Raw genomic sequence first — 25,133 nt, forward strand, 5'->3', positions numbered from 1 at the left:
CTACGGTATGGATGGTGCCGCCTCAGCGGTCCGGAACGAAGGGTTTCCCCAGGCAAGCCGGCGTATTGATGAGCGTTGTGCGGCGATTATGCGAGATCACGATGAGAACGACAATAGTCACGGCGTAAGGCAGCATCGAGAGAAACTGCGAGGGCACACCGATGCCGAGCGCCTGCGCATGCAATTGCAGGATGCCGACCGCGCCGAAAATGTAGCCGCCGGCCAGAACCCGCCACGGCCGCCAGGAGGCAAACACCACGAGCGCCAGCGCAATCCAGCCGCGACCGGCCGCCATGTTCTCCACCCATTGCGGCGTGTAGACAAGCGACAGCTGCGCGCCGGCCAGCCCCGCACAAGCGCCACCGAACATAACCGCCAGATACCGCGTGCGCACCACATGGATGCCGAGCGCATGGGCCGAACCGTGATTGTCGCCGATGGCGCGCATTTTGAGGCCCGTGCGGCTCTTGAACAGGAACCAGTGGACGCCGATGATGAGCGCAACCGACAGATAGAACGTGATGTCCTGCGCAAACAGCAATCGGCCGATAAAGGGGATGTCCGACAATATCGGAAACACGATCGGCTGCAGCTTGACGCCGGGAATGCCGACGAAACTTTCGCCGATCTGGCCGGAAAGGCCAAGGCCTAGCAAAGTCAGCGCAAGCCCCGTCGCCACCTGGTTTGCCACCAGCGTCAGCGTCAGGAAACCGAACAGCAGCGAAAACGCCGCGCCGCCCAATATGCCGCAGAGCACGCCGAGAAGCGGCACGCCGGTGAGGTAGGAGCCCGCAAAGGCGCAGACCGCGCCCATGATCATCATGCCCTCGACGCCGAGGTTCAGCACGCCGGCCCGTTCAGTGACCAGTTCGCCGACGGCGGCAATCACCAGCGGCGTGGCGGCCGTAACGATGGTGAGAAGGATAGCTTCGAACATCGTCAGGACCTCGCCTCGGAAGAGCGGCCGGCACCGAACACAAGGCGGACCCGGTAGAGAATGAGCGTGTCGCAGGAGAGCACGAAGAACAAGAGAAGCCCCTGGAACACCCGGGTTACCTTATCCGACACGCCAAGCGACAGCTGTGCAGCCTCGCCGCCTAGGTAGGTGAGCGCCAGCACGAAACCGGAGGCGATGATACCCAGTGGATTGAGCCGCCCGAGAAAGGCAACGATAATGGCGGTAAAACCATAACCGGGCGAAATGCTCGGCTGCAGGTGGCCGATGGAACCGGAGACTTCGGAAATACCCGCAAGACCGGCAAGCGCCCCCGACAGCATCATCGAAAACCACACCATGCGCCGTGCCGAAAAGCCGGCAAACCGCCCTGCCCGCTCTGAGCGCCCGAGAACCGTCACTTCAAAGCCTTTCAGCATGAAGCGCATCATGAACCAGATGGCGACGGCAGCCACGAGTGCAAAGATGATCGACCAATGGGCACGGCCCGATTCCAGCAGCTCCGGCAGCACCGCTTCCGGCGCAAAGCTCACCGTCTGCGGAAAATTGAAGCCCTTTGGATCGCGCCACAGGCCGCGCGTCAGCCAATCCAGGAACAGCTGGGCGATATAGACCAGCATCAGGCTGGTCAGGATTTCGTTGGTGTTGAAGCGGGTCTTCAGGAGCGCCGGGATACCAGCGTAGAGCGCGCCGCCCAGCATGCCCATCAGAAGCATCAGCGGCAGCACCATCGGCGAATGCCACTGCGGCACCATGACCGGCAGGATCGAGCCGCAGATGGCACCGATGGTAAACTGTCCCTCGGCGCCGATATTCCAGTTGTTGGAGCGATAACAGACGGACAGGCCAACCGCGATGAGGATCAGCGGGGCTGCCTTGATCGCCAGTTCATGCAGTGACCACACTTCCAGCAGCGGATCGATGAAGAAGCTGTAAAGCGCGTGCAAAGGGTCCTTGCCGAGCATCAGGAACAGCAGGGCGCCGGATAAAAGCGTCAGCGTCAGTGCAAGGATCGGCGAGACGACGGAAAACAGGCCGGATGCGCTGGCGCGCCGTTCCAGTTCAATGCGCATGGACGGCCTCCCGACGGCTGGTGGAATCATGAACGCCGCCCATCAGCAGGCCGATCTTTTCAAGTGTCAGTTCGCTGGCCGCATAAGGGCGCGACATGCGCCCCTCGGAAATCACCGCAATGCTGGTTGCCACCTCGAAAATCTCGTCGAGATCCTGGCTGATCACCACGACGGCAGAGCCCGCCCGGGCAAGATCGACCAGCGCCTGACGGATGCGGCTCGCAGCGCCTGCATCGACGCCCCAAGTCGGCTGGTTGACGATGAGGACTTGCGGCTTGCGGTCCAGTTCGCGGCCGATGATGAACTTTTGCAGATTGCCCCCCGACAGCGAACCGGCGGCTGGATTATCCCCGCTCTTGCGCACATCCATCTCTCCACAAATACGTTTCGCGATCGAGCGGATCACGTCATGGCGGATGACATTGGCAAGACCGCCAGACAAAAATGTCTTGCGGTCAGACTGGCTGCGCGACAGCAGAAGATTGTCGGAAAGCGCCATGTCGGACACCGCGGCATGGCCGTGGCGTTCTTCCGGCACAAAACCTGCACCCAGCAGCCGGCGCCCGTTGATACCCTTGCGCCCGACCGGTTTTCCACAAAGCCTGATCGCGTCATCGTCTGCGACAGGATATTCCCCCGACAGGGCATCGAACAATTCTCCTTGCCCGTTGCCCGCAACGCCTGCAATGGCCAGGATTTCACCGGCACGCACCTGCATGGAAATGCCCGAAAGCGTGATCGCAAACGGCGTGCGGGCGGGAACGGCGAGGTTCTTCACGTCCACCAGCACGTCGCCCAGCGGCGCATCAGACGCGCGTTCGACACCGGCGACATCAGATCCCACCATCATGCGCGCAAGCGAGCCCGGCGTTTCCTGTCTGGGATCGCAGGCGCCGGTCACCTTGCCGTGACGCAGCACGGTTGCCCGGTCGCAGATGCGCTGTACCTCTTCCAGCCGGTGACTGATATAAAGCACCGAGCGCCCCTCGGCCTTCAGCTTGAACAGCGTCTCGAACAGCCGGTCGGCTTCCTGCGGCGTCAGCACAGACGTCGGTTCATCCAGAATGATCAGCTTCGGGTTCTGCAGAAGCGCGCGCACGATCTCTATCCGCTGGCGCTCGCCAACGGACAGATCCGCCACATGCGCATTCGGATCGAGCGGCAGCCCATAGGCGCGCGACAGGTTTTTCGCCTCTTCGGCAATCTTCGTCAGCGGGATTTTAGGATCGAGCGAGAGCGCGATGTTTTCGGCAACCGTCAGCGCCTCGAAAAGCGAGAAATGCTGGAAGACCATGCCGATGCCGAGCGTTCTTGCATGGCCGGGCGACTGGATGGTGACCGGCTTGCCGCCCCAGACGATCTCGCCGTCACTTGGCTGCAGAACGCCGAACAGCATCTTGACGAGGGTGGATTTACCGGCGCCGTTTTCGCCGAGCAGGGCATGGATCTCACCCGGAGCAATCGACAGGTCAATGCCGTTACAGGCAGCAAAACTTCCGAAATATTTGGTCAGTCCCCGGACCTTCAGAAGCGTTGCCGCCTCCGGAACCTGCGCTTCACTCACTCACATCCCCTCATGCACCTCGCGCCCACCTTCTGCGAGGTTTTGATGGCTGCCAAAGTGTCCTGTGTTTGCCGTTCACGCCCGGCGCTTGACTAGATTGATACTCGTTTTGGTGCCGCGCACAACAGGAAAGTCCAGCTTTCCCGGCGCTTTACTTGGATTTCCCAAGGTTTGGAAAAAGTTGCAGCACGCCGCCCACCGCATAAAGATAAAGGCCCGTCACCACCACGCCCCAGACCAGCCAGGCGGGCGATTCGAAATGCAAGAGAAGCGAATAGGCCGACAGCGCGCACCACAGCAGGAAGATGCCGAGATTGAGCCGCCGCAGCCGTTTCACGCGCACCGGATGCAGGAAATTGATCGGCAGGAAGGTGAAGAACACCGACACCATCACCACGATCAACGCCGTGATCTCGCTTGCCTCGATGACAAAAAGGGTGAGGATGACCATGTTCCAGACGACAGGAAAGCCGGAGAAGAAATACTCGTCCGTCTTCATGCCCGTATCGGCGTAATAGATGGCGCTGGAGACGACGATCATTCCGGCCGCCACAAAGGACCAGGTCTCGCCGATCATGCCGCTCTGGTAGAGCGCAAAAGCCGGCAGCAGGACATAGGTGACGTAGTCGATGATGTTGTCCAGCGTATCGCCCGACCAGTTGGGCAGCACTTCCTTGACGCGCACCTTGCGGGCAATCGGCCCGTCGATGCCATCGATCAGAAGCGCAAGCCCCAGCCACCAGAACATGTCGACAAACCGGTGTTCTGCCGCCGCCACCACGCCGAGAAAGGCGAGGAACGACCCGGATGCGGTCAGCACATGCACCGAAAACGCCCGGATCTCGGCATAGGGCACTTTGCGGTAATTGAAGATTCGCCTGATCACGCCCTGCTCCGGAGCTTAAAAATCGAAGGGCTGATATGCGGCCAATCGGCGCGCATTGCAACATCTGCGTCGCAAACGGAGGACGCCCATGGATAAGTGTTACAAGTTTGCCTAAATAGGAAGCGCGCGACAATGTCCCTTTAACGGGTCTGGACACCGCGTTTTCGGGTAGGCCGCAAGCGGCATTGGACATGAAGAAGATCGAGGCCATGAACGAGTTCGACATCGCAGTTGTGGGTGAGGGTCTGGCGGGGTCTGTGGCAGCGCTTGCGCTGGCGCGCGCCGGCCGCAAGGTGGCGCTTGTGGCGCCACAGACCAGCCGGCAGGACCGGCGCACGACGGCGCTGATGGACCAGTCCGTGCGGTTCATGGACAGCCTTGGCCTGTGGGAGAAAATTGCGCCGGATGCCTCTGCCTTGTCGACCATGCAGATCCTGGATGGCACCAAGCGGCTGTTTCGCGCACCGCCCGCGCAGTTTCGCGCCGCCGACCTCGGGCTTTTGGCTTTCGGCTACAATATCCCGAACCGAGCGCTGATGGCAGTGCTCGGCGAGGCACTTTCCGCTGAACGGAACGTCACGCGGGTCGATGCAAGCCTCGCGCATCTTGACCTGCCGGGTGACCGCGCCGTTTTGACGCTTTCCGGCGGTGAAACGCTTGAGACTGCCTTTGTGGTCGGCGCGGACGGACGATCCTCGACCGTGCGGGAAAATGCCGGCATCAGCACGCGCCGCTGGGCCTATCCACAGACGGCCGTCGTTCTGAATTTTTCCCATGAGCAGCCGCACGGCAATGTCTCCACCGAGTTTCACACCGAAACCGGTCCCTTCACGCAGGTGCCGCTGCCCGGCAGCCGCTCCAGCCTTGTCTGGGTGGTAAAGCCTGCGGAAGCCGAGCGGCTTCTTTCCCTGCCTCTCGACGTGCTGTCGCAGGAGGTGGAGCAGCGCATGCAATCCATGCTCGGCAAGGTGACAGTGGAAGAGGGTGTCGAATCATGGCCGCTGTCGAGCCTCATGTCGGACCGGTTCGGCAAGGGTCGTGTCGCGCTCATCGGCGAAGCCGCCCATGCCTTTCCGCCGATTGGCGCCCAAGGCCTCAATCTGTCGCTGCGCGACGTGATGGAGCTGGCGGACCTTCTGAAGACGGATGGAAGCCGGGCGATTGCCGCCGATACGGGCGACCGCTTCAACCGTCACCGCCGGCCCGACATCATGACGCGCACCTTCGGGGTCGATCTTCTCAACCGCTCGCTGCTGTCGGATTTTTTGCCGATGCAGGTGGCACGCGCCGCGGGCTTGCACATGCTGACGGCCATCGGGCCGTTGCGCAACGTGCTGATGCGCGAAGGCATCGAGCCGGGCCGCAGCCTGCGGGAGTTCGCAGAGACGCTACGGCATCCCTTCGGTCCCAAGAAAACCGGATGAGATGAGATAAAGCACCACCGGCAGCGTGGCGATGGAAAGAACTGTCGTGATGAGCACCGTTGCCGAGGCCCGCTCCTGCCAGACGCCATAATGCTGGCTGATGACAAAGACATTGGTTGCCGTCGGGAGGGCCGCCAGCAGCACGGCCGCCTGGATCCAGGACGGCTCGATGCCGCCCACGGCCGTCAGCGCCAGATAAACGACGGCCGGCAGAGCGACGAGCTTTGCCAAGGCAATCACACCGATTTCCGCTGGAATGCGCGTCAGCGGCCGCAAGGCAAGCGTCACGCCCATGGCAAACAGCGCGCAGGGTGCGGCGGCCTGCGCGAGGTAATCCACAAGCCGCATGGCGGCAAGCGGCGGCTGAACGCCAAGTGCGGCGACCAGAAAGCCGGCCGCGGTGGACAGGATGAACGGATGCAGCGCCACCTTGCGCAGCACGTCGAAAGCAAGTGCCAAAGGCGGGCGCCTGTCGCCGCCGGCAAGCGCCATCATGGCGGGGGCTACGATGAAGTGCATGGCGTTCTCAAAGCAGACGATGAGCGCCACGGGCACCGAGACCGTATCGCCGAGGACCAGCAGCGCAAGCCCCGGCCCCATATAACCGATATTGCCATAGGCGCCGCCAAAGGCCTGGATGGTGGAGGCCGCCGTGCCGGCCTTGCGGATGAAAAAGCCGAAGGCGAACACCAGCGCATAAACCAGATAAACAGCCGCCAACTGCGTGACGATAAAATCCACCCGCGTCAGATCTTCAATCGGCGTGCGCGAGACAAGCTTGAAAAACAGCGCCGGCAGCGCCGCATAAACGATGAACGTGTTCATCCAGCCGAGCGCCTCGGCGCCCTGCCCGCTTGCCTTTGCCGCCACGTAGCCGATGAGGATCAGCCCGAAAAACGGAAGCAGCAAAGCAAGAATGGCAGCCATTTCAACCCTCCGCCCCCGCGGTAATGCCATGGGGCAAGACTTCGCTTAGCCGATTTGCATGAGGATTGGAAAGCTCTGCTGGAACCAGATGGCCATATCGCTGACAAAACCGAAGATGAAGGCAAGGCCGGTCAATACCAGCAAGGCGCCCATCAGCTTCTCCACCAGGCCGAGATGGCGGCGGAACCGGGTGAGGAAGCGCATGAAGGCGCCGGAAAAGGCAGCGGCAATCCAGAACGGCACCGCAAGCCCCAGCGAGTAGATGGCGAGCAGCAGCGCACCATCGCCCACCGTCTGGCGCGATGCGGCAACGCCGAGGATGGCGCCAAGAACAGGGCCGATGCAGGGCGTCCAGCCAAAGGCAAAGGCAAGGCCCATCACATAGGCGCCGGAGACGGTTGCCGGCTTTCCGCCCGACTGGAACCGCGCCTCGCGCGAAAACAGGCCGATGCGAAACAGCCCGAGGAAATTCAGGCCCATGATGATGATGATCACACCGCCGACCTTCGCCAGGAGATCGATGTGCTGGCGCAGCATCACGCCAATGGTCGTGGCACCGGCGCCCAGCGCAATGAACACAGTTGCAAAGCCAAGCGTAAAGAAGAGCGACGACAACAGCACGGCCCGCCGCACGGAACGCGTTTCCACCTTCGCCTCGCCGCGAAACTGATCGACAGACACGCCCGCCATATAACAGAGGTAAGGCGGCACCAGCGGCAGCACGCAAGGCGACAGAAACGACAGGGCGCCGGCGATCAGGGCGCTGAACAGCGATATTTCGGCAATCGACAAGGCACTCTCCGCATCCGCATTTGCCTCTTCCTAAAGCAGGCTCTGCCCCGTCTGCCAATGACCTATTACGCCCGTCGCGCAAAAGTGTGCCGCGGGCAAGCGCAAAGAGGGCACCGCGCCGGCGCCTCGGGCGTGATGTTCGACCTAGCCATTGGGCCTATAGAATATGCGACAGCCGAGCCCGGATATGCTCGTTCGGGATCACATGCGCATATTCGGCGGCATCATAGGCGTCGCGGGTTGCGTCAAACGACAGCACCCACATGATCATGCTCAGCAGAAAAGCGATCAGGAAATATTGGACACGCATGCAGCATTAGCTCTGACCAGGCGGTGGCAAAATTATGGCGCAACTGGAAAGGTGAAGACACCGCATCCGCGGTGCAAGAGGTTGAAGCTTTCGAGAAAAATCTGGAAAGTGGTGAGAGCGCAGGGGTTCGAACCCTGGACCTACTGATTAAAAGTCAGTTGCTCTACCGGCTGAGCTACGCTCTCCCGAAAAGGACTTTGGCTGCCCTTCGAAAGTGCGCGGAACATAGGCAGGTCGCCCCCCGCGGTCAACCCGCGAAAGGCGAAAATTTGGCATGTTTCAACAGCCCCATGCCTCAATGGGCATTGCTGCCGTTTTCTTCCTGCTCGTAGGACACCGAAACCGAACCATTGGACGAAAGCCGGACGACGCCTTCATCGGCATAGGCAACCAGCGAGAGCGGGATAAAATGATGGTGCCCTTCATGGCTGCCTTCGCCGCTGTCGCGCTTGGTGAGTTTGATTCGGCCGTTTTCCACACGATCCACCGTTCCGACAGGAATGCCATCGGCACCGATGACCTTTGCATGTTCTTGGATGCGTTCTGCCTCGATCATGACCATCTCCATATTTGAATTCGATACTGGTCAACGCCCGGCTGCTGAAAAGGATGCATGGCGATGGCTGCCGGCGCATGCGCTGTCGGACATACGCTGCAAACACATCGCGCACCGTAGTTGCCGCACACCAGCCCATCTCCTCACGCCGTTCAGCCTTAATGCCCCGTATGCGCCGTTCAGAACAGAGATTTGGGCCGTCCAGAGGGAGCCGTGATATATCAGAGGCCGTTAGGGCCCGATTGCGTGCGCTGGCCATCTGATATATCAGCTACATGATGGAAATCTTCGATACACCTTCGCTTTCCGACTCGCTGGCACGCCAGGCCTACCGCGTCCTGGAGCAGATGATCGTCATGCTGCATCTGGCGCCCGGCGCATATGTGACGGAAAAGCAGCTGATCGACGTGTCAGGCCACGGCCGAACGCCGGTGCGCGAGGCGATCCAGAAACTGGAATGGCAGGGGCTGATGCTGGTGCGTCCTCGCGTCGGGCTACAGATCAGCGACATCGCCGCGTCCGACCATGCCGACATCATGACCGTGCGATGCAGGCTGGAACCGCTGGCGGCAGCGCTCGTCGCCACCCATGCCGATGACCGTCAGCGCGAACGGCTAGTGGACTGCGCCCGCGATATGAGTGCGGCCGCGGCCACCGCGGATATGGCCGGGTTTCTGGCAGCAGACAAACGATTCGACGATATCGTGGAAGAAGCCTGCCCCAACCGCTTCGTCACCGGGGCGCTTGCGCCTTTGCGCAGCCATTCGCGGCGCCTCTGGTTTTCCACCGCAACCGTAGAGGCGATGGACCGGTCGGTGAGCCTGCATGTCGGGGTCATCCGCGCCATCGGGCGAAAGGACGCCGCAGGCGCCGCTGCCGCCACGGAAAAGTTGCTGGATGATCTTTCTCACTCCGCCTGACGTCGGAGATGTCGAGGAGAGTGAGCAGCAAGGGCGGCAATCGACCAGCATCCCGGCGCGCCAAAAGATTGGCGCGCGACAGAGGTCGTCAGGCCGAAGGCGCCTGCCCTGCCCGTTCCCTGGCAAGTGCTGCCAGATCGGCAGGCTTCAGTTCCACCGATTCGCCGCAGCCGCAGGCCGACGTCTGGTTCGGATTGTTGAAGGTAAAACCGGAGCGCATCTTGGTGATCTCGAAATCCATCTGCGTGCCGAGAAGATAAAGCACAGCCGACGGTTCGATCCAGACTTTTGCACCGCCATGCTCGATCAGGTCATCCTTGGAATTCGGCTCGGTCACCAGATCGATCGTGTATTCCATGCCGGCGCATCCGCCCTTCTTGATGCCGACGCGAATGCCGAGCGCCTGAGGTCCGGAATTGTCAACGATCGCCTTCACGCGATCTGCGGCGGAATCGGTCATGGTCATGACTGCAAAGCCCATCGGCTCATTCTCCTTCACACAACCGGGGTCAAGGCCCGGCGGTTTCGTCTGTCAATGTAGGCGCATGGCATTGCCTGATCAATAAGTGTCCTTCACCGAACAAGTTTTGGCCAGTCGCGGGCAGCATGCAGCACCCGCAGGATATCTATGTTCGCCTCGTTGACCTGGTAGAAAATCAGATACCCGTCTTTCGGGAACATACTCACCTTCACCTGCCCGCTTTGTCGATACGATCCGGCTCCAGGCATGGATGCCAGAAAATCGAAGGTCGCATATATGTCTACCTGCCAACGCAAAGCAGCATGGGGATTGCGGCGACCGATATAGGACATGATCTGATAGATATCGCTCTCGGCCAAGGGCCTGAGACGATAGGCCATCAAGCCTTCACCCCAAACTCACGCTCAAATTCATCACGAATACGCCGGAAGGATTCTTCGCCATCGACAGGATCGCCGCTATCCAACCCCTCCTGGATCAAGCCATCAAGCTCTTCCACCGTAAAATTGGCGAGCATGCGCTGCACCTGCCAGGCATTCAGCGCCGCCGCCACCACCTCGTCCGGCGATTGGAAATCACCCGACTGCACGACGCTCTCAACCAGTTCGCTCATGTCAGGCGAAAGCTCGATACGAATGGGGTGCGCGCGCGCCATAAAAGGTCTCTCCGCTTCGGACATGAGATTAGCGCATCGCAGCCGTCAATACCAGCCGACGGCCACCTGCGCCTCTTCCGACATGCGCTCGGGCGTCCATGGCGGATCGAACGTCATCGAGACCTCGACGCCGGAGACGCCTTCGACAGCGCCGACGGCATTTTCCACCCAGCCCGGCATTTCGCCGGCCACCGGGCAACCGGGCGCCGTCAGCGTCATGACGATCTTCACCATGCGGTCGTCCTCGATGTCGATCTTGTAGATCAGCCCGAGTTCAAAAATATCGGCCGGGATTTCCGGATCGTAGACCGTCTTCAGCGCCGAAATGACGTCGTCGGACAGGCGCGCCAGTTCCTCCTGCGGAATGGCAGATTGGATCAGCCCCTCGCGGGCATCCCATTTCAGTTCTGGTTCGTCGATAGCCATGGCAAAATCCTCAGGCAAAGAAGTTTCGCGCGTAATCGAGCGCATCGGCCAGCGCGTCCACTTCGGCGCGCGTGTTGTACATCGCAAAGGATGCACGGCAAGTGGAGGTCACGCCGAAGCGTTTCAAGAGCGGCATGGCGCAATGGGTGCCGGCACGCACCGCCACCCCTTTGCGGTCGATGACCATCGACACATCATGCGCATGAATTCCGGCAAGTTCGAACGAAAAGATTGCGCCCTTACCCGGGGCATTGCCGATGATGCGCAGGGAGTTGATCGCCGTCAAACGCTCGGTCGCATAGGCTGCCAGATCCGCCTCGTGGGCGGCAATCTCGGCGCGGCCGATGCTGTCGATATAGTCGAGCGCATGACCAAGGCCGATCGCCTGAACGATGGGCGGCGTGCCGGCCTCGAAACGGTGCGGAGGGTCGTTATAGGTGACGAAATCCTGGTCCACGTCGATGATCATCTCACCGCCGCCCTGGAAGGGGCGCATCTGAAACAGATGTTCCGTCTTGCCGTAGAGCACGCCGATGCCGGAGGGGCCATACAGTTTGTGGCCGGTCATCACATACCAGTCGCAGCCGAGATCCTGCACGTCGACGGGCATGTGAACGGCACCCTGGCTGCCATCGACCAGAACCGGAATGTCACGCGCATGCGCCACGCGGCAGACATCCTTGATCGGCACGACGGTGCCGAGTGCATTGGACATCTGCGTGATGGCAATCAGCCGTGTCTTTTCCGTCAGGCAGTTTTCCAGATCTTCCAGATGGAAGGCACCATCCTCGTCCACGGGCACCCAGACCAGCTTGACGCCCTGTCGCTCGCGCAAGAAATGCCAGGGCACGATGTTGGAATGGTGCTCCATGATCGACAGAACGATCTCGTCGCCTTCCTTCAGGTGCGTCATGGCCCAGCCATAGGCGACCGTATTGATGGCTTCCGTCGAGTTCTTGGTGAAGACAATCTCATCGACGGTCGGCGCGTTCAGGAAGCGCCGCACCTTTTCGCGGGAGGCTTCATAGGCTTCCGTCGCCGCATTCGAGAGATAATGCAGGCCGCGATGCACATTGGCATATTCAGCCGAATAGGCATGCGAAATGGCGTCGATCACGCTTTTCGGCTTCTGCGCCGAGGCACCATTGTCCAGATAGACCAGCGGCTTGCCATGGACCATGGTGGAGAGGATCGGAAAATCCCGGCGGATTGCGTCGACATCATAGGCCATAGGCGGTGATCTCTGTGCTTGCCCGCCGTTCCTGCGGATGCTGCAGGTCAAAGGGGCGAAAAACGTCACGATGCGATGCTCCGGCAATGGGCGCCGGAGCATCGGTCTGATCAGGCGTGCTTTTCGAGCCAGCTGGAAATGATGGCTTCCAGCGCTTCGACCAGTTGCTCGTCTTCCAGTTCCTCGACGATTTCGGCAACGAAAGCGTTGACCAGCATGGCACGCGCCTTGTTGCGCGGCACGCCGCGCGCCATCAGGTAATAGAGATGGTTGGCATCGATATCGGCAACCGTTGCGCCATGGCCGCACTGCACGTCGTCGGCAAAGATTTCCAGCTCCGGCTTTGCGGAAAACTCGGCTTCATCCGACATCAGCAGCGTGTTGCAGGCCATGCGGGCATCGGTCTTCTGCGCATCGAGCGCCACCTTGATCATGCCCTGGAACACGCCGCGGGCGCGATCGAACACCACGTTGCGGAAGATTTCCGTCGAGGTGGTGTTGGGCACGTGATGGCCGAGAACCAGCGTCACATCGGTATGCGTCTCGCCACCGAGAAGGTTGACGCCGCGCAACTGCAGGTCCGAGCCTTCACCAGCCACGTCAATGCGCAACTCCTGGCGCACCAGCTTGCCGCCGGCATTGATGACGTAGAGCCGCAGTTTTGCATTGGAGCCGACGCGCACCCGCAACTGGCCAAGATGCGTATCGGATGCGCCCTGCTGCTGCAGGATGATCCAGGTCACATCGGCGCCGTCCTCCAGCGAGATATCACTGACGGAGGTGACGAAGGCATCACCCTTGCCGGTCGGCAGATGCCGCTCGATCACGGTTGCCCTGGATCCGGCACCGAAGCTGACCGGAAAGCGCGTATGCACCTGTCCATCGCCATGCAGGACCTGGATTTCTACCGGCTTTTCGATCTGGGCACCGGCTGGAAATTCCAGCACGAAGCCATCGCGGACAAAAGAACCGTTGATCTTGCCGATCGTGTCGTCACGGTCGATTACCGAAAGGCCAGGCGCGGCCGTGCCTTCCGACAGCATGTCGGAAAACGCATTCACCAGCACGTCGCTGATGCTGACCTTAGGGTCGGCATGGCCGTGGCGGGTGGTGATGACGGCAGATCCCTCCACCAGAGGTTCCGGCGTATCGATCACGGCGGCCGGCACTGCAGCCGGGATGGCGCGCAGCAGCGTCTTCAGGTCGGTATAATGCCAGGCCTCGACGCGGCGCGTCGGAAGCCCATTGGTCTTCAGGTCGTCGACCAGGCGGTCGCGGGCGCTGATCACGGCACCATTGCCGGGCAGGTCACCCAGCTGGGCATTGTAGGCCTCGATCAGCGCAGATTCGGCGGCGGTCTGCCGGCTTGTCGTCTGCATGTTCATGGCAAGACTCCTCTTACTGGCGCCTTACGCCGCTTCACCGATGATGTCGGCATAGCCATTGGCTTCCAGTTCATGCGCCAGGCTCTTGTCACCGGTGCGGATGATCTGGCCCTTGTAGAGAACATGGACCGTATCCGGCACGATGTAATCGAGCAGGCGCTGGTAATGGGTGATGACGATGACCGCACGATCGGGTGAACGCAGCGCATTGACACCATCGGCAACGATCTTCAGCGCATCGATATCAAGGCCCGAATCGGTCTCGTCGAGCACGCAGAGTTGCGGCTCGAGCAGGGCCATCTGCAGAATTTCAGCGCGCTTCTTTTCACCGCCGGAGAAGCCGACATTGAGCGGACGCTTCAGCATGTCAGGATTGATCTTCAGTTCGGCAGCAGCTTCCTTGACGCGGCGGATGAAATCCGGCGTGGTCAGTTCCGGCTCACCGCGCGCCTTGCGCTGCTCGTTCATCGCCACCTTCAGGAACTGCATGGTGGCAACGCCCGGGATTTCCACCGGATACTGGAAGGCAAGGAAAATGCCCTTCGACGCACGCTCGGCCGGATCCAATTCCAGAATGCTCTCGCCGTTGTAGAGGATCTCGCCCTCGGTCACTTCATAGTCCTCGCGGCCCGACAGGATATAGGACAGCGTCGACTTGCCCGATCCGTTGGGGCCCATGATAGCCGCCACTTCGCCCGCCTTCACGGTGAGGTTGAGGCCACGGATGATTTCGGTGCCATCTTCGGCAATGCGGGCGTGCAGGTTCTTGATTTCAAGCATTTTTCGTCGTCCTGTCCAAAAGCGGTTCAAGGGCCGCTTGTTACCATCTGCGCCATCTTGGCGCTTGTACCGTCATCCTCGGGCTTGACCCGAGGATCTGCCTGCTACTCAATTGTAGTCAGACCATTTCGTCGTATTCCGATGTGGTACATAGGCGTTATCGATCTCATCGATCTTTTCGAAAAGATCCAACCATGTCGGGTTCATCCCCTCGATCAACTTGATCTTCCACTCCCTGTTGTACCGTTTCAGCGATTTCTCCCGCTGGATCGCCAGAACAATATTTGGGTGCCGTTCAAACCAAACCAATAGTTTTGCCTTGTAACGCTCGGTAAATCCCTTGTGGATCTCATTGCGGTGCTCCCAAACACGTCCATGAATGTCACTGGTGACGCCGATGTATATGACCCCACGAGGCTTGTCCGACATCATGTAGACGACGCCTGTCATGCCAGGCGCCCCTTTCGTCATCCTCGGGCTTGTCCCGAGGATCTGCTAGGTTTACTCCGCCGCTCCGCTCATGGCCCACCGCATTCCTGTCGTAACGCAGAATTCACAGTTTCGTCGGTAGATCCTAGGGACAAGCCCGAGGATGACGACTTTCAAAATCAGCCCACCGACCCTTCCAGCGAAATCCCGATCAGCTTCTGCGCTTCCACGGCAAACTCCATCGGCAGTTCCTGGATGACTTCCTTGACGAAGCCGTTGACGATCAGCGCAATTGCCGCTTCCGTCGGAATGCCGCGCTGCAGGCAATAAAACAGCTGGTCTTCCGAAATCTTCGACGTGGTCGCCTCGTGCTCGAACTGGGCAGACGAATTTTTTGCCTCGATATAGGGCACGGTATGGGCGCCGCAGCGGTCACCGATCAGAAGCGAGTCGCACTGGGTGAAGTTGCGGGCATTGGTGGCCTTGCGATGCGCCGAAACCTGGCCGCGATAGGTGTTCTGCGACACGCCGGCGGCAATGCCCTTCGACACGATGCGGCTCGACGTGTTCTTGCCGAGATGGATCATCTTGGTGCCACTGTCGATCTGCTGATGGCCGTTGGAGACGGCGATCGAATAAAATTCGCCGCGGCTATCGTCGCCGCGCAGAATGCAGCTCGGATATTTCCAGGTGATGGCCGAACCGGTTTCCACCTGCGTCCAGGAGATCTTGGAACGGTCACCACGGCAATCGCCACGCTTGGTGACAAAATTATAGATGCCGCCCTTGCCCTGCGCATCGCCCGGATACCAGTTCTGCACCGTCGAATATTTGATCTCGGCATCGTCAAGCGCAACCAGCTCGACAACGGCCGCATGCAGCTGGTTTTCATCGCGCTGCGGCGCCGTGCAACCCTCGAGATAGGACACATAAGCGCCCTCTTCCGCAATGATCAGTGTGCGCTCGAACTGGCCGGTGTTCTTTTCGTTGATGCGGAAATAGGTCGACAGTTCCATCGGGCAACGAACGCCCTTCGGCACGAAGACGAAGGAGCCGTCCGTGAAGACCGCCGCATTCAGCGTTGCGTAATAATTGTCGGTCGTCGGCACGACGGAGCCGAGATATTTCTTCACCAGCTCCGGATACTCGCGAACGGCTTCCGAGATCGACATGAAGATCACGCCGGCCTTGGCCAGTTCCTTCTTGAAGGTGGTGACAACCGAGACCGAATCGAACACAGCATCGACGGCCACGCGCGGCTTTTCAACACCGGCCAGGATTTCCTGTTCCCGCAGAGGAATGCCGAGCTTTTCATAAACCTTCAAGAGTTCAGGATCGACGTCTTCGAGCGAAGTCGGGCCAGGCGTCGTCTTCGGCGCGGCATAATAATGCAGGTCGCTGAAATCGATCTTCGGGTAGTCGACGCGCGCCCAAGTGGGCTCTTCCATCGTCAGCCAGCGGCGATAGGCGTCGAGACGCCATTCCAGCATCCATTCCGGCTCCTGCTTCTTGGCAGAAATGAAGCGTATGATCTCTTCGGAAAGGCCCTTTGGAGCCTTGTCGACTTCGATGACGGTTTCGAAGCCATACTTGTACTGATCCACATCAATCAGGCGGACCTGATCGATCGTCTCCTGCACAGCAGCCATGTTCATTCTCCAATCTCGCCGGAATCAAGGGTCCGGCAGCTTGTCGGTCGTGGCGGGGGTCCGCCTCTATGTAGGCGCCAGAAGGCGGTTTTCACACCTTTTGGCAAGCAAATTTTGCGTTTGCGCAATTACGCAGAGTTTGCGTCTGCGCAAGCCGCCCGCTTTATGCGGCCTGTCCGGGCAGCCTGCGCCGCCCGGCAATTCTCTCGAAGGCAACAAGCGCCTTCGTCATGTCTTCTCGCGTCGTATCAGGGCCAAGCGATATCCGCAGCGCGCCAAGACCCGGATCGCATCCCATGGCCGCCAGCACATGGCTCTGTCCGAGTTTTCCGGAGGCGCAGGCGGAGCCTGCCGAAAGTGCAACGCCTTCGAGGTCAAAGGCAATCTGGCCCGTCTCGGATTTGAGGCCCGGCAGAGTGAAAAACGTCGTATTGGCGACCCGCGCCACGTCAGCGCCGTGGATGATCACATCCGGTGCCGCCTCGGCCATGCCGGTCTCCAGAATGGCGCGCAATTCCGCAATGCGGGCATTTCGAGAATCGAGATCGGCAGCCATCCGTTCGGCAGCCGCGCCAAAGCCCAGAATACCCGGAAAATTTTCCGTGCCGGAACGATGACCCTTCTCCTGTCCGCCGCCACGGATCAGCGGTTTCGGCATCATCACCTCGCCACGCGCCACCAGAGCGCCGACACCCTTCGGGCCTCCAATCTTGTGCGAGGACAGAATGAGGAAGTCGGCATCCAGCGCCGCGATATCGACAGGGATGCGGCCGGCCGCCTGCACGGCATCAACCACCAGAAGCCCGCCCCTGGCATGCACCAGCTTCGCCACATCTGCCACCGGCTGGATGACGCCCGTCTCGTTGTTGACAAGCATCACCGCCACCATGGGCAAGCCCTTTGCCGCATCGTGCTCGGCAAGGGCTGCCTCAAGGGCGGACAGATCGACCACGCCTTTCGACGTCACGGCAATCTCGCTCACCTGATCCACGGCAAAACGTCCGCCTTCGCGAACAGCCGGGTGCTCGATGGCGGAGGCATAAAAATGCCCGAAGACAAGCGGCGCGCGGCCCATGCGGTAATCCGGCGTCAGCACCAGATTGGCAGCTTCCGTCGCCCCGCTGGTAAAGGTCACATGCTGGGGATCGGCACCGACGAGAGCTGCCACCTGCCGGCGGGCGCGGTCCAGGCCCGCGCGCGCGGCACGGCCTTCGGCATGCACCGAAGAGGCGTTGCCGGGCAAAAGATAGGCATCCAGCATGGCGCTTCGAGCCGCATCGCTGAGCGGCGCCGTCGCATTCCAATCCAGATATGTGCGCGCCATGGCCATTGCCTGCAGAGCTTCCCGGTCTAGATCTTGATGCGCGACGCATTTTCCTTGAAATTTTCGCCGCGCATGCCGTATGAGACGACCAACTGGGTGGCACATGCCAGCCCACTTTCGAATGGTTCTAAACTGTTTCTAGAAAAGATGAGCGACTTCGTCAAGTCAAAGCCATCATGAAACAGCTGGAAACATCAAAAAGCTGACCGGAGTACCGATGCCCGAAGTGATTTTCAACGGCCCTGCGGGCCGCCTCGAAGGACGTTACCAGCCCTCCAAGGAAAAGAGCGCACCGATCGCCATCATCCTGCATCCGCATCCGCAGTTCGGCGGCACGATGAACAACCAGATCGTCTACCAACTCTTCTACATGTTCCAGAAGCGTGGCTTCACCACGCTGCGCTTCAACTTCCGCAGCATCGGCCGCAGCCAGGGCGAATTTGACCACGGCGCCGGCGAGTTGTCGGATGCGGCATCGGCACTCGACTGGGTGCAGAGCCTGCATCCCGATTCCAAGAGCTGTTGGGTCGCCGGTTATTCCTTCGGCGCCTGGATCGGCATGCAGCTTCTGATGCGCCGCCCGGAAATCGAAGGTTTCATGTCGATTGCGCCGCAGCCGAACATCTATGACTTCTCCTTCCTTGCCCCTTGCCCCTCGTCCGGCCTGATCATCAATGGCGACGGCGACAAGGTGGCACCGGAAAAGGATGTGAACGGCCTCGTCGAAAAGCTGAAGACGCAGAAGGGTATTCTCATCACCCACCGCATCGTCGAAGGCGCCAACCATTTCTTCAATGGCAAGGTGGAGCCGCTGATGGCCGAATGCGAGGATTACCTCGACCGTCGCCTGAACGGCGAACTGGTGCCGGAACCGGCAGCTAAGCGTATCCGCTGAAGGTTGCAGCTCCCTTTTCGAAATCTCGATCATCAAACGGCCCTGCGGGGCCGTTTTTCGTTTGAACAGGTGGCAAGCCTTGCTTAGACGAGTGTGAGCGATATCGGCGTGTGCTGGCGATACAGGCGCACGCAGTTGCGCCCGGCCTCCTTGGCCTCGTAAAGCGCACGGTCTGCGTGGCGCAACGCCGTCGACAGGTCTGCGGCAGAACTGAAGGTCGTGACGCCGAAACTCGCGGTTGCCCGAAACACCGGCGGCAGGCCAGGCACGGCCTGCAGGGCAAAAGAGCCACGCAGCGCCTGCGCCAGCATCAGCGCCGCATCGGCCTGTTGCCCCGGCAGAAGCACACAAAACTCCTCGCCACCAATTCGCCCGATGACGGCATCCTCGGGAGCGCTCGCGCTCAACAGCTGACCGAACAGGCTGATGACGGAATCGCCACTCAGGTGGCCGTAGGTATCGTTGATTTTCTTGAAGTGATCGAGATCGCACAGGATCAAGGCGTGCGGCCCATTGGGCAGGCGCTGCAGCACTCGGCTGCAGTGATTGTCGAAACCGCGCCGGTTCAAGAGCGATGACAGCGCATCCACTTCGGAATTGGTGCGTTCATCCGCCATGATCTGCAGCACAAGAACGGCAAGCAGCATCAGACCGGTCATGACCATCAGCACGGCAGTCATGCTCTGCGAGATCAGCGCGTAATTGGAACCGATATAGTCCTTGGCCGTCACGCCGGCCCCCACGACCACGGCAACACCTGATTTCACGGGAAAATGCGCCGCGGTGACGATAAGCAGTGTCAGCAGTGCCCGATCGACGGCAGCCCGATACGGCGAGCGCAGGACCGCAAAAACACTGAAGAGAAGCGCAATGGCAAAGGGCATCTGGTAGGTGAAGGCATGGCCGATACTTCCCCTCGGCAGCGGATAGATCAGCGCATCGCTGACGAGTGCCGCGCAAAAAAAGATGATCAGCATCCGCCCGTCGGCCGGCGCGCCGTAAAGCTTGCCGATCCCGACGCGCAACAGCAGGAGGCCGGCGAGCACAGTGACGAAGGCAAGTGACGCGCCGAACCAGACGAAATGCGTATGAGCAACCAGAAGTTCGGCGGGTGCGGACAAAGACGCGACGGCAAAACCTGCCGCAAACCAGCGAGCCGCCTCGCGCGAGCGGCTGCGGGTGGAAACCACGATAAACACCACGGCGAAAGACATCGCGATGAAGAAATTCATGACGAGGAAAAAGTCGGCGCCGTTCATCATCCTCGTCTTTCCTCCATCGTCTTCGTCGCCTTCGTCCATGGAACAGACCCATGGCCGGACACCATGAATGCTTCTGTTTGCTGCCGTAAACAGCCTGCACCTCAAAGCGACACCCGAAGGACGGCATAACCTCGCGCCCTCTGCGCTCGCCAATCGCCACGGCGCAGAAGATGACACTGCGTTTTGTTTGATACAGTGCACTGTCGCCACGTTTCAATGTGCAACGCACACAAAACAATGGAATTTCCAGTCGTGCTCATAAAAGAATCGCAGCGCCTGGTCCCTTGTCTCTACACCGAACCAGGGGCACTTCAACTTTTGGAGTGATTCCACGGACAAAGAGTGTTAGAGGCCCGGCACGCAAACAAGCAAATCGTGAAAAGCAACATCTGCCAGAGATAGATCATGTCCAGGTTCAAGTCCGATTTCCTCCGCACCCTCGATGAACGCGGCTTCATCCACCAGGTTTCCGATGAAACCGGGCTGGATGACCTGCTGGCGAAGGAGACGGTGACGGCCTATATCGGCTACGATCCAACGGCCTCCAGCCTGCATGTCGGCCATCTTACCCAGATCATGATGCTGCACTGGTTCCAGCAGACCGGCCACCAGCCGATCTCGCTGATGGGCGGCGGCACGGGCATGGTGGGCGACCCCTCGTTCAAGGAGGAAGCGCGCAAGCTGATGACCATCGAGATGATCGAGGAGAATATCGCCTCGATCAAGCGCTGCTTTGCCCATTACCTGAACTACGATTCCGGCCCGAAGGGCGGCGCCCTGATGATCAACAATGCCGAATGGCTGCGTGGGCTGAACTACCTCGAATTCCTGCGCGATGTCGGCCGTCACTTCTCGGTCAACCGCATGCTGTCCTTCGACAGCGTAAAAACGCGGCTGGATCGCGAGCAGTCGCTGTCCTTCCTCGAATTCAACTACATGATCCTGCAGGCCTACGACTTCGTGGAGTTGAACCAGCGTTACGACTGCCGGCTGCAGATGGGCGGCTCCGACCAGTGGGGCAACATCATCAATGGCATCGATCTCGGCCACCGCATGGGCACGCCGCAGCTTTACGCGCTCACCTCGCCGCTTCTGACGACCTCGTCCGGCGCCAAGATGGGCAAGTCGGCCTCAGGCGCCGTGTGGCTGAATGCCGATCTGATGCCCGTCTATGACTTCTGGCAATACTGGCGCAACACGGAAGACGGCGATGTGATCCGTTTCCTCAAGCTGTTCACCACCCTGCCCATGGACGAGATCGCAAAGCTTGCAAGCCTCGGTGGCTCGGAGATCAACGAGGCGAAGAAGATCCTTGCGACCGAAGTGACCGCCATCCTGCACGGCCGTGACGCGGCGGACGCATCGGCAGAAACCGCACGCAAGACCTTCGAGGAAGGCCAGCTTTCAGACAACCTGCCGTCGATTGACGTGGCTACGGGAGAACTGGAAGCCGGCATTGGCCTGCTCGCCCTCATCGTCAGGGCCGGCCTTGCCGCGTCCAATGGCGAAGCCCGCCGTCATGTGCAGGGCGGTGCGGTGCGCATCAACGACCAGCCGGTCGCCGACGAGCGCAAGCTGATCGGCACAGGCGACGTGACCGGTGATGGCGTGATCAAGCTGTCGCTTGGCAAGAAAAAGCACATCCTGGTGCGCCCGGCCTGATCGGCTAAAACGTCTTTAAAGCACAAGAAGTCCGGCCCTCGCGCCGGACTTTTTCGTTCTCCATCGCGTGCATAGGCGGCAACGTTCACGTTTTACTGGAACTCGAAGATCTGGCGGAAAACGCCGGGCGCAATGATCGACAGGGGATTGATCGTCAGTTTCGGCTGGTCGAAGCGACCCACGACCTTGAACGTGATGCCCAAAAGTCCGCGGTCGCGGCCATTGCCGAGAATGGCACCGATGATCGGCAATTCCGCAAACAGCCGGTTGAGGCCATAGGCGGGCATAAAGGTTCCGGTCATGTCCATATTGCCCGCGGCATCGCGCAGCATGCCCTGGAACGTGGCGCCGATCTGCTCGCCGCGGACCACGCCGTTTTCAACACCAAGCGCACCGCCGCGATAAACCACGCGGGCAAAGGCGCGCTGGAACTTTTCCGAACTGACATCGATGTCGCGCTTGACTGCGGAATTGAGACTTCGCCCGTCTTCGCCAACCGGCGTGGAGACGATGGATTGCAGGCGGTTTTCGTTCACCAGCGAGAAGCTGCGGATATCGACCGACCCGCTCATGTCGCCGGCTGCCTCGTTGTTGAGGCGAATGTTGAGCAATCCGCCGCGCATATGATCGTAGAGATTGGCGAAACGCACAAGCGCACCGGCGTCCCCACTGGTCAATGTGATAACTTCACCGCCGTCGCTGCCGGCCGTCTGGGCCACAACAGCCTGTCCGCTACCGGTCACCGCATTCAAGTCCACCGCGCTCAGCTTGCCCTCGCGCAGCGAAAGCGAGAAATCGACATTGCCGAGGCTTTCGTCGTTGAAGCCGATGGCGCGGTCGAGTTTTGCCCGCACGCGTGCGCTGCCGGAGGATTTGCCGCCACTGCCGCTGCCACTGCCGCCGCCTTGGGCACGGATCTGCTGGAGAACGGGACGCAGGTCGGCGGCCTTGCCGGAGGCGGAAATATCATACGTGCCCTTGGATCGTCGCACGGACACGGCAAGGTCATCGGCCGGTGACAGGCGGACCTGCGAGAAATCGGCAGAGACCAGCCCGCCGCTCCCCATCTTCAGGTCGCCGCGCACGCCAAAACCATCGCCGGTCACATCCAGCCCATGAATATCGGCGCCGCCGTCTTTTTCGCTCAGTTCGAACGCAGCAGTTGCCGGAATGCCGCTTCCCTTCGTCCAGCCAACCCCCGGCACGGACAGCACCGCGCGCCCGAGATCGAGCTTGACGCTCTGCCGGTCATCATCGATGCGTTTGACCTCCACGCCCACGGTGCCGTTGATGATATCGGACAGGCCGGGCGCCAGTTTTTCCCGCTGCTCATTGTTGAGCGATGCCGTGACCAGCAGGTCTCGCGCCACCTCCGACGTCTTGCCGATCGGCTCGACAAGCTTGATCTGCGCCGGAACGGCATCGATGGTGCCCTTGGCGGAGAGACGGGCAGCACTTCCGTCGATATCGAGATCACCCTCCAGATTGCCAATCTTTCGCCCGGCAATCGGTTGGCCGACATCAACGTTCAGGAGATCGATATTGGCCGAAAAGGAGGGCTTGGGCGGATTTTGGGCGCTGACCAGGCCAAAGCGGGCCTTGACTGCCGCGCGGCCATCCCCCTTGAAGTCTTCGGGCTTGAAGGGCGTATTCTTCAGGCCTTCGATCGGCTTGAAGCTTGCAAGTTCCGCCAGCGCATCGGCAGAACCCGACACGTCGAGCGCAAGATCGGCCATCAGCGGCTGTGTGTAGGTGGAGGCAATGGCAAACTTGCCGCCGTCTGCGGTTACGCTGCGTCCGGAGGGAAAATAGGACGCTGCTTTTTTCACCCCCACCTCGATACGTTCGCCACGCACATCTACATGGCCGACGAGATCGCGCACCGGTGGCAGGTCTCCGGGAAGGGTCAGCCGGGTATCGGCAATGTCGAAGACGATGTTCAGTTCGTTGCTGTCGAGCTGCAGGGGGATGCCCGGCCCATGCATCCGCCCGGCCGGGATGAAAACCGAAATCGAGCCATTGGTGACAGTGCCGCCGAACATGTTGGCGACGGCCCAGTCGCGCGCCTTGCGCGCCATCCAGAACGGCCAAAGCTGCTTGACGCCGGCCACATCCATGCGCGGCAACTGCGCACCAAAACTGATTTCCGGCGAGACGACGCCGGGGAAATGCACCTTCAGCGAGCCCGCCATCTGACCGGCGGGGCTCGAAACCTTCATGTCATCATATTCGAGCACGCGGTCGGCCGAGAAATAACGGCCGCTGGCTGTGAGATCGAACAGAACCGGTTCCTCGCCGCCATTGGCGGCCTGCGCATGACCGCCGCTGATCAGCGTGCTGAGGCCAAAACCGGGGCGCTTTTCCGCAGGATTCAGCCGGTCGAGATCGACGATGGCGCCGGTCAGCGGCAGGACGGTCGGCCCAAAGCGGAATTTCGACGGCCGGATCTCTATGGAATTTCGGGTGAAATCATAGGCGGTGTGGATTTCCGCGCCCGACAGTTCCTGACCGACGCCATCGAAATAGAAAAAGCCCGGCGCATGGTGAATGCTCGCCTCGATTACCGGCTCGGTTTCCTGCGTATCGCGTGTCGCGTTGATATCGACGTCGATGGCACCCTGAAGACCCTCGCGCGGCGCACCATCGGGCATGCGCTGCAGCAGGAAGGGCGTCATGTCGAGGCCGGCCACGTGCGCTTTCAGGGCTCGCGTCACGCCATTGACGGCGGTTGCCTGCACATTGAGATCAGCACGCCGCCCATCCAGTTCCATGATGCCGGTCAGCGCCACCAGGCCTTCCTGCGTCAGCGTCAGCTTCAGGTCATTGATGAGAAGCGTGGAAACCTTGCCTTCACGGTCCGGCGGAAACTGGATGTTGATGCCGTTGATGCGCACAAGGCCGGTTCCGGTGCGCTCGATAATGCCGCGCGCCTCGTCCAGCCGCTGGAACGCCTGTTCGAGCGCTGCCGGCAAGCGGTCGACACGCGTCTTCGACAGGTCCATCGGATCGCCTGATGGCAGGAGCGCCGTATCGAGCGAAATATTGTCGGCCTCCATTCGGCGGATGGTGACGCGACCGCTGATCAGCGCCAGCGGATCGATGGCAAGGCGGATGGCGGCGGTGCGCGTCAGGTGTTCGCCGGTCGCGACCTCAACGATATCGACGTCCCGGGCTTCGAGCGCCAGGCGAAAATCATGATCGAAGCGGATGGCGGTGGAGCCGACCGTTGCGCTGTAGCGATTGCCGATGGCGTTGGAGAGTGCGCTCTGCGCGCGCGCATTAAGCGCGCCGTCAATGGTGCCTGTTTCGATGGCAAAAAAGCCGCTTACCACCGCACCGGCACAAAGGGCCAAAAACAGCAGACAGAAGCGCAGGATACCTTGCGCACGCGAACGCTCGCGCGGGCAGTGCACGATCAGCGGATCATGCGCCTGCGCCGAGGGAAGCTCATGCAGCGCCACCAGATCCTTCCGGCGGAAGCTGACCTTTTCCCCTCTGATTTCCGCCATGTTTCTCCAAAGCGTGCTTCACCCGTGATTCGGGTGAT

The 25,133-nt window shown here is 60.5% G+C and carries 24 protein-coding genes and 1 tRNA gene; 4 read left to right on the forward strand and 21 right to left on the reverse strand.

The window, feature by feature from the left end:
• Positions 1–22: 22 nt before the first annotated feature.
• The 4 genes from AC4CWF_RS10370 to pcsA form a co-directional block, all read right to left on the reverse strand.
• Positions 23–943 carry an ABC transporter permease gene (locus AC4CWF_RS10370; protein WP_491285346.1) on the reverse strand — a complete coding sequence of 307 codons (921 nt, stop codon included), beginning with the start codon at positions 941–943 and terminating at the stop codon, positions 23–25.
• Positions 940–2,028 (reverse strand): ABC transporter permease, encoded by a 1,089-nt coding sequence (locus tag AC4CWF_RS10375; RefSeq protein ID WP_491281608.1) that lies wholly within the window; start codon positions 2,026–2,028, stop codon positions 940–942. Before AC4CWF_RS10375 ends, AC4CWF_RS10370 begins: the two co-directional genes overlap by 4 nt.
• Entirely contained in the window at positions 2,018–3,592 is a 1,575-nt protein-coding gene (locus AC4CWF_RS10380) for an ABC transporter ATP-binding protein (RefSeq protein WP_491281609.1), read from the reverse strand. Before AC4CWF_RS10380 ends, AC4CWF_RS10375 begins: the two co-directional genes overlap by 11 nt.
• 151 nt (positions 3,593–3,743) lie before the next feature.
• Positions 3,744–4,478, reverse strand: coding sequence for a phosphatidylcholine synthase (pcsA, locus tag AC4CWF_RS10385; RefSeq protein WP_491281610.1), 735 nt, complete (start codon positions 4,476–4,478; stop codon positions 3,744–3,746).
• A 209-nt stretch (positions 4,479–4,687) separates the two neighbouring features.
• Between pcsA and AC4CWF_RS10390 the strand changes: the two genes are divergently transcribed.
• A complete protein-coding gene (locus AC4CWF_RS10390) occupies positions 4,688–5,902 on the forward strand; it encodes a UbiH/UbiF family hydroxylase (RefSeq protein ID WP_491285348.1) in 1,215 nt (404 codons plus the stop codon).
• Here the strand turns inward: AC4CWF_RS10390 and AC4CWF_RS10395 are convergent.
• The 5 genes from AC4CWF_RS10395 to AC4CWF_RS10415 all read right to left on the reverse strand — a co-directional run bounded on the left by AC4CWF_RS10395 (position 5,867) and on the right by AC4CWF_RS10415 (position 8,487).
• Entirely contained in the window at positions 5,867–6,829 is a 963-nt protein-coding gene (locus tag AC4CWF_RS10395; protein ID WP_491281611.1) for an AEC family transporter, read from the reverse strand. The two genes, AC4CWF_RS10390 and AC4CWF_RS10395, sit on opposite strands and share 36 nt — an antisense overlap.
• 45 nt (positions 6,830–6,874) lie before the next feature.
• Positions 6,875–7,621 carry a cytochrome c biogenesis CcdA family protein gene (locus AC4CWF_RS10400; protein ID WP_491281612.1) on the reverse strand — a complete coding sequence of 249 codons (747 nt, stop codon included), beginning with the start codon at positions 7,619–7,621 and terminating at the stop codon, positions 6,875–6,877.
• A gap of 157 nt (positions 7,622–7,778) precedes the next feature.
• Positions 7,779–7,931 (reverse strand): hypothetical protein, encoded by a 153-nt coding sequence (locus tag AC4CWF_RS10405; protein ID WP_491281613.1) that lies wholly within the window; start codon positions 7,929–7,931, stop codon positions 7,779–7,781.
• Positions 7,932–8,040: 109 nt separating this feature from the next.
• A tRNA-Lys gene (locus AC4CWF_RS10410) sits at positions 8,041–8,116 on the reverse strand.
• A 110-nt stretch (positions 8,117–8,226) separates the two neighbouring features.
• A complete protein-coding gene (locus tag AC4CWF_RS10415) occupies positions 8,227–8,487 on the reverse strand; it encodes a DUF2171 domain-containing protein (RefSeq protein WP_491281614.1) in 261 nt (86 codons plus the stop codon).
• 275 nt (positions 8,488–8,762) lie between these two features.
• On the opposite strand from AC4CWF_RS10415, the gene AC4CWF_RS10420 reads away from it, so the two are divergent.
• Positions 8,763–9,407, forward strand: coding sequence for a GntR family transcriptional regulator (locus AC4CWF_RS10420; RefSeq protein ID WP_491281615.1), 645 nt, complete (start codon positions 8,763–8,765; stop codon positions 9,405–9,407).
• 88 nt (positions 9,408–9,495) lie between these two features.
• Here AC4CWF_RS10420 and sufA read toward each other — a convergent pair whose 3' ends face one another.
• The 10 genes from sufA to AC4CWF_RS10470 all read right to left on the reverse strand — a co-directional run bounded on the left by sufA (position 9,496) and on the right by AC4CWF_RS10470 (position 17,773).
• On the reverse strand, positions 9,496–9,888 hold the full coding sequence (gene sufA, locus AC4CWF_RS10425; protein WP_491281616.1) for a Fe-S cluster assembly scaffold SufA: 393 nt from the start codon (positions 9,886–9,888) through the stop codon (positions 9,496–9,498).
• A gap of 92 nt (positions 9,889–9,980) precedes the next feature.
• Positions 9,981–10,268, reverse strand: a complete 288-nt coding sequence (locus AC4CWF_RS10430; protein ID WP_491281617.1) for a type II toxin-antitoxin system RelE/ParE family toxin — start codon at positions 10,266–10,268, stop codon at positions 9,981–9,983.
• Positions 10,268–10,543 carry a ribbon-helix-helix domain-containing protein gene (locus tag AC4CWF_RS10435; protein WP_491281618.1) on the reverse strand — a complete coding sequence of 92 codons (276 nt, stop codon included), beginning with the start codon at positions 10,541–10,543 and terminating at the stop codon, positions 10,268–10,270. Before AC4CWF_RS10435 ends, AC4CWF_RS10430 begins: the two co-directional genes overlap by 1 nt.
• Positions 10,544–10,588: 45 nt before the next feature.
• Positions 10,589–10,969, reverse strand: a complete 381-nt coding sequence (locus AC4CWF_RS10440) for an SUF system Fe-S cluster assembly protein (protein ID WP_491281619.1) — start codon at positions 10,967–10,969, stop codon at positions 10,589–10,591.
• A gap of 10 nt (positions 10,970–10,979) precedes the next feature.
• Positions 10,980–12,200: a cysteine desulfurase gene (locus AC4CWF_RS10445; RefSeq protein ID WP_491281620.1), complete on the reverse strand. Its 1,221-nt coding sequence runs from the start codon at positions 12,198–12,200 to the stop codon at positions 10,980–10,982.
• A 110-nt stretch (positions 12,201–12,310) separates the two neighbouring features.
• Complete coding sequence (gene sufD, locus AC4CWF_RS10450; protein ID WP_491281621.1) at positions 12,311–13,585, reverse strand: Fe-S cluster assembly protein SufD; 1,275 nt, start codon at positions 13,583–13,585, stop codon at positions 12,311–12,313.
• A 24-nt stretch (positions 13,586–13,609) separates the two neighbouring features.
• Entirely contained in the window at positions 13,610–14,365 is a 756-nt protein-coding gene (gene sufC / locus AC4CWF_RS10455; RefSeq protein WP_491281622.1) for a Fe-S cluster assembly ATPase SufC, read from the reverse strand.
• A gap of 108 nt (positions 14,366–14,473) precedes the next feature.
• Positions 14,474–14,815, reverse strand: a complete 342-nt coding sequence (locus AC4CWF_RS10460; protein ID WP_491281623.1) for a GIY-YIG nuclease family protein — start codon at positions 14,813–14,815, stop codon at positions 14,474–14,476.
• Positions 14,816–14,973: 158 nt separating this feature from the next.
• A complete protein-coding gene (gene sufB / locus AC4CWF_RS10465; RefSeq protein WP_491281624.1) occupies positions 14,974–16,443 on the reverse strand; it encodes a Fe-S cluster assembly protein SufB in 1,470 nt (489 codons plus the stop codon).
• A gap of 163 nt (positions 16,444–16,606) precedes the next feature.
• The gene (locus AC4CWF_RS10470; protein WP_491281625.1) at positions 16,607–17,773 is read right to left on the reverse strand and encodes a cysteine desulfurase family protein; all 1,167 of its coding nucleotides are present in this window, start codon (positions 17,771–17,773) and stop codon (positions 16,607–16,609) included.
• A gap of 211 nt (positions 17,774–17,984) precedes the next feature.
• Here AC4CWF_RS10470 and AC4CWF_RS10475 point away from each other — a divergent pair, with 211 nt between their 5' ends.
• On the forward strand, positions 17,985–18,662 hold the full coding sequence (locus tag AC4CWF_RS10475) for an alpha/beta hydrolase (protein WP_491281626.1): 678 nt from the start codon (positions 17,985–17,987) through the stop codon (positions 18,660–18,662).
• A gap of 83 nt (positions 18,663–18,745) precedes the next feature.
• On the opposite strand, the gene AC4CWF_RS10480 is transcribed toward AC4CWF_RS10475, so the two are convergent.
• A complete protein-coding gene (locus tag AC4CWF_RS10480; protein WP_491281627.1) occupies positions 18,746–19,963 on the reverse strand; it encodes a GGDEF domain-containing protein in 1,218 nt (405 codons plus the stop codon).
• 366 nt (positions 19,964–20,329) lie between these two features.
• Between AC4CWF_RS10480 and tyrS the strand changes: the two genes are divergently transcribed.
• Complete coding sequence (gene tyrS / locus AC4CWF_RS10485; protein ID WP_491281628.1) at positions 20,330–21,586, forward strand: tyrosine--tRNA ligase; 1,257 nt, start codon at positions 20,330–20,332, stop codon at positions 21,584–21,586.
• Positions 21,587–21,678: 92 nt separating this feature from the next.
• Here the strand turns inward: tyrS and AC4CWF_RS10490 are convergent, their stop codons facing one another.
• Positions 21,679–25,095 (reverse strand): hypothetical protein, encoded by a 3,417-nt coding sequence (locus AC4CWF_RS10490; RefSeq protein ID WP_491281629.1) that lies wholly within the window; start codon positions 25,093–25,095, stop codon positions 21,679–21,681.
• Positions 25,096–25,133 lie beyond the last annotated feature (38 nt).

It is taken from the genome of Neorhizobium sp. PAMB6630 (genome assembly GCF_058242775.1).

Coding starts and splice junctions, on each gene's coding strand:
- AC4CWF_RS10375 (WP_491281608.1), bottom strand. CDS start 2,028: ATGCGCATTGAACTGGAACGGCGCGCCAGCGCATCCGGCCTGTTTTCC.
- AC4CWF_RS10390 (WP_491285348.1), top strand. CDS start 4,688: ATGAACGAGTTCGACATCGCAGTTGTGGGTGAGGGTCTGGCGGGGTCT.
- AC4CWF_RS10395 (WP_491281611.1), bottom strand. CDS start 6,829: ATGGCTGCCATTCTTGCTTTGCTGCTTCCGTTTTTCGGGCTGATCCTC.
- AC4CWF_RS10405 (WP_491281613.1), bottom strand. CDS start 7,931: ATGCGTGTCCAATATTTCCTGATCGCTTTTCTGCTGAGCATGATCATG.
- AC4CWF_RS10415 (WP_491281614.1), bottom strand. CDS start 8,487: ATGATCGAGGCAGAACGCATCCAAGAACATGCAAAGGTCATCGGTGCC.
- AC4CWF_RS10420 (WP_491281615.1), top strand. CDS start 8,763: ATGATGGAAATCTTCGATACACCTTCGCTTTCCGACTCGCTGGCACGC.
- sufA (WP_491281616.1), bottom strand. CDS start 9,888: ATGGGCTTTGCAGTCATGACCATGACCGATTCCGCCGCAGATCGCGTG.
- AC4CWF_RS10430 (WP_491281617.1), bottom strand. CDS start 10,268: ATGGCCTATCGTCTCAGGCCCTTGGCCGAGAGCGATATCTATCAGATC.
- AC4CWF_RS10435 (WP_491281618.1), bottom strand. CDS start 10,543: ATGGCGCGCGCGCACCCCATTCGTATCGAGCTTTCGCCTGACATGAGC.
- AC4CWF_RS10440 (WP_491281619.1), bottom strand. CDS start 10,969: ATGGCTATCGACGAACCAGAACTGAAATGGGATGCCCGCGAGGGGCTG.
- AC4CWF_RS10445 (WP_491281620.1), bottom strand. CDS start 12,200: ATGGCCTATGATGTCGACGCAATCCGCCGGGATTTTCCGATCCTCTCC.
- sufD (WP_491281621.1), bottom strand. CDS start 13,585: ATGAACATGCAGACGACAAGCCGGCAGACCGCCGCCGAATCTGCGCTG.
- sufC (WP_491281622.1), bottom strand. CDS start 14,365: ATGCTTGAAATCAAGAACCTGCACGCCCGCATTGCCGAAGATGGCACC.
- AC4CWF_RS10460 (WP_491281623.1), bottom strand. CDS start 14,815: ATGACAGGCGTCGTCTACATGATGTCGGACAAGCCTCGTGGGGTCATA.
- sufB (WP_491281624.1), bottom strand. CDS start 16,443: ATGGCTGCTGTGCAGGAGACGATCGATCAGGTCCGCCTGATTGATGTG.
- AC4CWF_RS10470 (WP_491281625.1), bottom strand. CDS start 17,773: ATGGCCATGGCGCGCACATATCTGGATTGGAATGCGACGGCGCCGCTC.
- AC4CWF_RS10475 (WP_491281626.1), top strand. CDS start 17,985: ATGCCCGAAGTGATTTTCAACGGCCCTGCGGGCCGCCTCGAAGGACGT.
- AC4CWF_RS10480 (WP_491281627.1), bottom strand. CDS start 19,963: ATGGACGAAGGCGACGAAGACGATGGAGGAAAGACGAGGATGATGAAC.
- tyrS (WP_491281628.1), top strand. CDS start 20,330: ATGTCCAGGTTCAAGTCCGATTTCCTCCGCACCCTCGATGAACGCGGC.
- AC4CWF_RS10490 (WP_491281629.1), bottom strand. CDS start 25,095: ATGGCGGAAATCAGAGGGGAAAAGGTCAGCTTCCGCCGGAAGGATCTG.